This is a genomic window from Micromonospora solifontis (assembly GCF_003725545.1).
Classification (GTDB): Bacteria; Actinomycetota; Actinomycetes; order Mycobacteriales; family Micromonosporaceae; genus Micromonospora; species Micromonospora solifontis.
The window spans coordinates 1-5476 of sequence record NZ_RJLN01000159.1; the positions used below are offsets into that span (position 1 = coordinate 1).

Sequence of the window (5476 nt, forward strand, 5' to 3'; positions counted from 1 at the left end):
GTCGGGCGCAGTTATCGACAGCCGACACGTCCATGCGTGGCCGTGCCTGCTGTGGCGCCAGCCGCGAGGGGGCGAGCCTGATGGCCCGCGTCGGTCGTTACGGGATCCCAGGGTTCGTGTGGTTCCTGATCTGGCTCGTCGTCTGCATCTTGATCGTCATTCTGTTGGCCCTGGTCATTCACCACTTCGGAGGCGCCTCTCTTTCGCTCAAGCTCGGCCACTTCTACCTGAACGTCGGGGTCACCTGACCTGCCAGATCGTCGGTACTCCGGCACCGGCACCGCACCAGATCTGTTAGCCGTCACCGAAGGTGACGGCTAACGCGGTTGTAGTGTCATGCTGCAACGACGTACGGGGCGAGGGTTTCGCGTGCCGCCTTGATCGCCTGATGGTCGACGTCGATCGGTTGGGGGCGTCGGCGATTCGAGGGCCCAAACGAGCCCTGCCGATCTGCCCATCAGATCCGGTCGTGGCGTGCCTGCCAGCGTCTCCATGTTGGACAGACCCGCGGCCGCCGACATCCGGAACTCTCGGTCGCCGCTGCGATCGGCGTACCGGAGCGCCTCTCGCGCGTACCGGATGCCACCCGGCAGGTCCCCCCGGAACACACCGCGCAGCCAACCCAACTGGTCGAGCAGCCGACCCCGCAGCGCCTCGTCGTCACCGGCCTCGTTCAGTGCCCGCTCCAGCAGTGCCTCGCCGGTGTCGATGTCGTCGTCCTCCAACTGGGCTCGGGCGACGAGCGCCTCGGCCCGCGCCGGCCCGCTCGGCAGCCGGGCGATGGCGCGGTCGGCGATGTCGAGCGCCTGGCCCATGTCCCCGGCGGCGGCCAGGTGCCGGATCAGCTCCAGCGTGCGCCGCCGTTCCGCGTCGGCCTCCGACGCCGGGGTCAGTCGCAGGCTGTGCTCGGCGAACTCGGCGGCCAACCCGAGGGCGCCGCGCGTGCTCGCCCGGTCGGCGGCCTCCTCCAACGCGGTGGCGACCCCCGAGTCCGGCTCCTCGGTGCACCGCGCGAGGTGCCGTGCACGCAGGTCGGGGTCGTCGGTGAGGTCGGCGAGGCGCGCGTGCAGGCGTCGGCGGGTGAGCGGGCCCATCCGGTCGTAGAGGACCGAGCCGATCATCGGATGCGAGAACCGGACCGTAAGGTCGGGGTCGACGGTCAGCAGCCCCGAGCGGGCCGCTACGTCGAGCAACCCGTCCACGTCCTGTCCGGGCAGCGCCCGGCGGACCTGGGCCACTGCGGTGCGAGCGAGCGCCGAGACTGTCTCCAGCAGCGCCAGCAGATCCGCGGGCAGGCCGTCCAGGCGCAGGCCGATCGCACTCTGCAGCGACTCCGGCAGCCGCAGGCTCGGCTGCCCGTCGCGGCCGTTGCTCAGGCCGCGCTGATCGCCGCGGCCCCGGCTCAGACCGCGCGCCAGCTCCAAGGCGAACATCGGGTTCCCGCCGGAGACCTCGTAGAGCCGGCTCAGCGTACGCGGGGAGACCGTTGACAGCACCCCGCCGACCAGCCGGCGGATGGCCGGTGGCTCCAGCGGGCCGATGTCGACCGTGTCGAGCCGCCCCGGCGGCAGCAGGCTCCGCAGGTCCAGCGGATCCTGGGCCGGCGAACCGGTCCGTATGGTGGCGAGGATTCCCACCCGTTCCGTGTCCAGGCGACGCAGCGCGTACCGCAACGCGCGGGCCGACGCGGCATCCAGCCACTGGAGGTCGTCGACGGCGATCAGCGCCGGCCGGTCGGCGGCGATGTCACGCAGGACATCCAGCACGGCACGGCCGCGTGCGATCGGGTCGGCCGCACCGCTCAGCGCGACCGGATCCGGCACGTGGTGCTCGAGCAGGTCGACCAGCCCGGAGTACGCCTGAGCCGTCTCCTCCGCGACCGGCCGGGTGACGAGGACAACGCCCCCGGCGGACCGCCAGGCGGACAACGCCCGGCGCCACAGGGTCGTCTTTCCGATGCCGGGCTCGCCGCGCAGGAGCAGGCCGCGCGCACCGTCCGTCCCCGCGGCCGACCAGGCCGCGACCTGCGAAGACTCCCGCTCGCGCCCCACCACCGGCGCGTCGCGGAGGTTGGTCTCGCCCACCAGGTCATTGTTTACGGCTGGCGTTCAGGATCGCTATGCTCCGTGTCTGTCGGGTTCGCGTACATCGTGGCGATGATCCTCGGATCCGCCCCCGTCCGGTCGACGGCACCGTATCGGCCGAGCCACGCGGCCCGGTTCGACCAGCCGCCGGGAAGCGCCGCCTGGCCGTTCTCGGCTTCGACGGTCCAGTTGCTGTGGCGGCGACTCACTCGCAACGGTCGTCGGGCCCCGACCGTAGGGTTCGCAGCAGTCGGTCCGGTGCCGGTACACCCGCAGGTCCCGCCCGTGCCGCCGGCCGTGGTCGAAGGTGATCTCGTACAGGCAGGCCCGCCACACGACGGTCTCCCCGCCGCCGGGCACGACCTGACGGTGCAACCGGCCGTCGCGCCGCCGTCCCGGCCGCGGCGACTCACGGCGCCCCTTCGGTCTGGGCACGCCGCCACGCGGCGGAGGCGAGCAGGCGCAGGCCGTTGAGGCCGACGATGACGGTGGATCCTTCGTGCCCGGCCACACCCAGAGGGAGGGGCAGGTCGCCGAACAGGTCCCAGCACACCAGCACGGTGATGAAGGCGCCGGCGATGATCAGGTTCGCCTTAACGAGGCGGCGGGCGCGCCGGGACAGGGCGATCGCCGTGGGCAGGGCGGCCAGGTCGTCGCGGACGAGGACGGCGTCTGAGCTCTGCAGGGCCAGGTCCGATCCGCCGCGACCCATCGCGACGCCGAGGTCGGCGGCGGCGAGGGCGGGCGCGTCGTTGACGCCGTCGCCGACCAGCAGCACCCGCCGGCCGTCGGTCTGCGCGGCGCGTACCCGGTCGACCTTGTCCTGAGGCAGTAGCCCGGCGTGCACGTCGGAGATGCCGGCTTCCGCCGCCAGGTGCCCGGCGGCGCCGGGGTTGTCACCGGTGAGCAGCATCGGCCGGGCCCCGGTGAGGCGGGTCAGTGCGGTCACCGTGGTGGCGGCATCAGCGCGGATGCGGTCGGCCAGGGTGAGCACCCCGACGGACGCCCCGTCGACGATCACCACCACGGCAGTGTGTCCGGTGGCCTGCGCGTCGGCGGCCACGGCGCGGGCCTGGGCCACGGCCGGGTCGGCGGCGGTGGGCGGGCGGTCGTCGAGCAGGACCGGACTGCCCACGGCCACCTGCCGGCCGTCGACCACCGCGCGTACGCCCCGGCCGGGCACGGACGTGAAGTCAGTCGCCGCCGGCACTGGCAGCCCGTGGTCCTGCGCCGCCGCGCGGACCGCGGCGCCGACGGGGTGTTCGCTGGGGTGTTCGGCCCCGGCGGCCAGCCGCAGCACCTCCTCCGTGCAGGCGTCGCCGATGGGACGGACGTCGACGACGCGGGGGTGGCCCTCGGTGAGGGTGCCGGTCTTGTCGAACGCCACCACCTCGGTGTCGGCGAGGTGTTCCATCACCACGGCGGACTTGACCAGGACCCCGTGCCGGCCGGCGAGGGCGATCGCGGACAGCAGCGGCGGCATCGTGGCGAGGACCACCGCGCACGGCGAGGCCACGATCATGAACGTCATCGCCCGCAACAGCGTCGACCGCAGGTCGGCGCCGAAGGCGAGGGGTACGGCGAACAGCGCAAGGGTGGCGACGACCACTCCGATCGAGTACCGCTGCTCGACCTTCTCGATGAACAGCTGCGTCTTGGCCTTGGTCGCCGACGCCTGCTCCACCAGAGCGACGATGCGGGCGATCACCGACTCGCCGGCTGCACGATGCACCCGGACAACCAGCGTGCCGGTGCCGTTGAGGGTGCCCGCGAACACCTCGTCGCCGACCGACCTGGCCGCCGGCAGCGGCTCGCCGGTGATGGTGGCCTGGTCCACCTCGCTGACGCCGTCGACGACGACCGCGTCGGCGCCGATCCGCTCACCCGGGCGCACCCGCACCAGGTCACCGACCCGCAAATCGACCGTGTTCACCACGGTCTCGCCGCCATCCGTGCTGAGGCGGGTCGCCTGCTCCGGGGCCACGTCCAACAGCGCGCGTACGGAGTCGGCGGTGCGGGCGGTGGCGAACGCCTCCAACGCCCCGGAGGTGGCGAAGATGACGATCAGCAGCGCGCCGTCAAACACCTGCCCGATCCCCGCCGCCCCGAGCGCGGCCACGATCATCAGCAGGTCCACATCCAGGGTCCGCTCGCGCAGCGCCTGCAGCCCGGCCAGGGCCGGCTCCCAGCCGCCGGCGGCGTAGCAGGCCAGGTACAACGCCCACCACACCGGCGTCGGCGCGCCGAGAAGGTGCGCCACCCCGCCGGCGGCGAACAGCGCCGTGGCCAGGGCGGCCCACCGCACCTCGGTCAGTGCCCATGCGCGAGCCGCCACGCCGCGCGACGCGGACGGCGGCAGCGCGGCGGCGGATGGGCGGGGCGAAGTCGTCGTCACGGTCACGACGAGGAACACTACCTGCATAGTCATGCAGATAGTTACTCAGGTAGGTGGTTGCCTGCGCAGGCTCGACTACCATGGGCCGGGTGCACACGTCGCTGCCGGATTTCCAGATGCCCAACGACGAGCAGGTCCACCTCGCCGCCGAAGGCTTCCGGCTGCTCGCCGACCCCACCCGCATCAAGATCCTCTGGGCGCTGCTGCAGGGTGAGTCGTCCGTCGCCTGCCTGGCCGAGATCGTCGGCGCCGCCCCCACCGCCGTCAGCCAGCACCTCGCCAAACTCCGCCTCGCCGGACTGGTCCGCGGTCGACGCGAGGGCACCTTCGTGCACTACTCCGCCGCCGACACCCACGTCCGAGCGCTGCTCGCCGAGGCCCTGTTCCACGCCGACCACACCGACCGGAGCCTGCCGGACCACGCGGAGCACACCCATGTCCCCGCCGCCTCTGGCGGCTGACCCGCAGACCCCACTTCGCCCAGGAGTGCTGTGATGACGGCAGCGGCAGCGCGCGCAGTGGAGGGCCACCTACTGCGGCGTGCCCAGCAGTTCCTCCTTGGCGCCACGGCGGATCAGCCACAGCGTTGGCCGCCAAGCGGCAAAGAAGCCGATGATCGACCCGATCTGGACCATGAGCCAGAACACCGGACTACTGGGATAGAGGGTCTCGTGGAAAACCAGGAGCTCCGTTAGGGCCAGCCAACCCAATAGGGCGAACTCGAAGACGGACACGCTCAGGAGGTCTCCCCTGAGGAATCTCCGTATCGCGGCCCACGCTCTGCGACCACTCGTGCCATCTTCAGTAAAGTACCGGAACGCAAGGCCGACCATCGCCGCAGCTAAATAGTCACCGATGAATTCGGACCACAATCTCTTGCCGAACAATTCGAGACTCAAGGCGAAGACGATAACAGTAGCAATGATGGCGCCCAGAACGCAGTGCGTCGCGCAATGCAAGGTCTCGATCGTCGTCACAGCATGTCGCGACCTCCTAG

At 71.6% G+C, this 5476-nt stretch carries 5 protein-coding genes; 2 read left to right on the top strand and 3 right to left on the bottom strand.

What is annotated here, in order from left to right; genetic code table 11:
- Positions 1–248, top strand: a 248-nt coding sequence (locus EFE23_RS27310) for a hypothetical protein (protein ID WP_163621064.1), incomplete at its 5' end; no start/stop codon positions are given.
- A gap of 69 nt (positions 249–317) precedes the next feature.
- Here EFE23_RS27310 and EFE23_RS27315 read toward each other — a convergent pair.
- Together EFE23_RS27315 and EFE23_RS27320 are read right to left on the bottom strand one after the other, a co-directional pair.
- On the bottom strand, positions 318–2084 hold the full coding sequence (locus EFE23_RS27315; protein WP_158675941.1) for an ATP-binding protein: 1767 nt from the start codon (positions 2082–2084) through the stop codon (positions 318–320).
- Between the two features lie 409 nt (positions 2085–2493).
- A complete protein-coding gene (locus EFE23_RS27320; RefSeq protein WP_233601171.1) occupies positions 2494–4512 on the bottom strand; it encodes a heavy metal translocating P-type ATPase in 2019 nt (672 codons plus the stop codon).
- Between the two features lie 56 nt (positions 4513–4568).
- Here EFE23_RS27320 and EFE23_RS27325 point away from each other — a divergent pair, with 56 nt between their 5' ends.
- Positions 4569–4940: an ArsR/SmtB family transcription factor gene (locus EFE23_RS27325; protein ID WP_123243751.1), complete on the top strand. Its 372-nt coding sequence runs from the start codon at positions 4569–4571 to the stop codon at positions 4938–4940.
- A gap of 69 nt (positions 4941–5009) precedes the next feature.
- Here the strand turns inward: EFE23_RS27325 and EFE23_RS27330 are convergent.
- A partial coding sequence (locus EFE23_RS27330) for a DUF4396 domain-containing protein (protein WP_204335632.1) occupies positions 5010–5476 on the bottom strand: 467 nt, incomplete at its 5' end.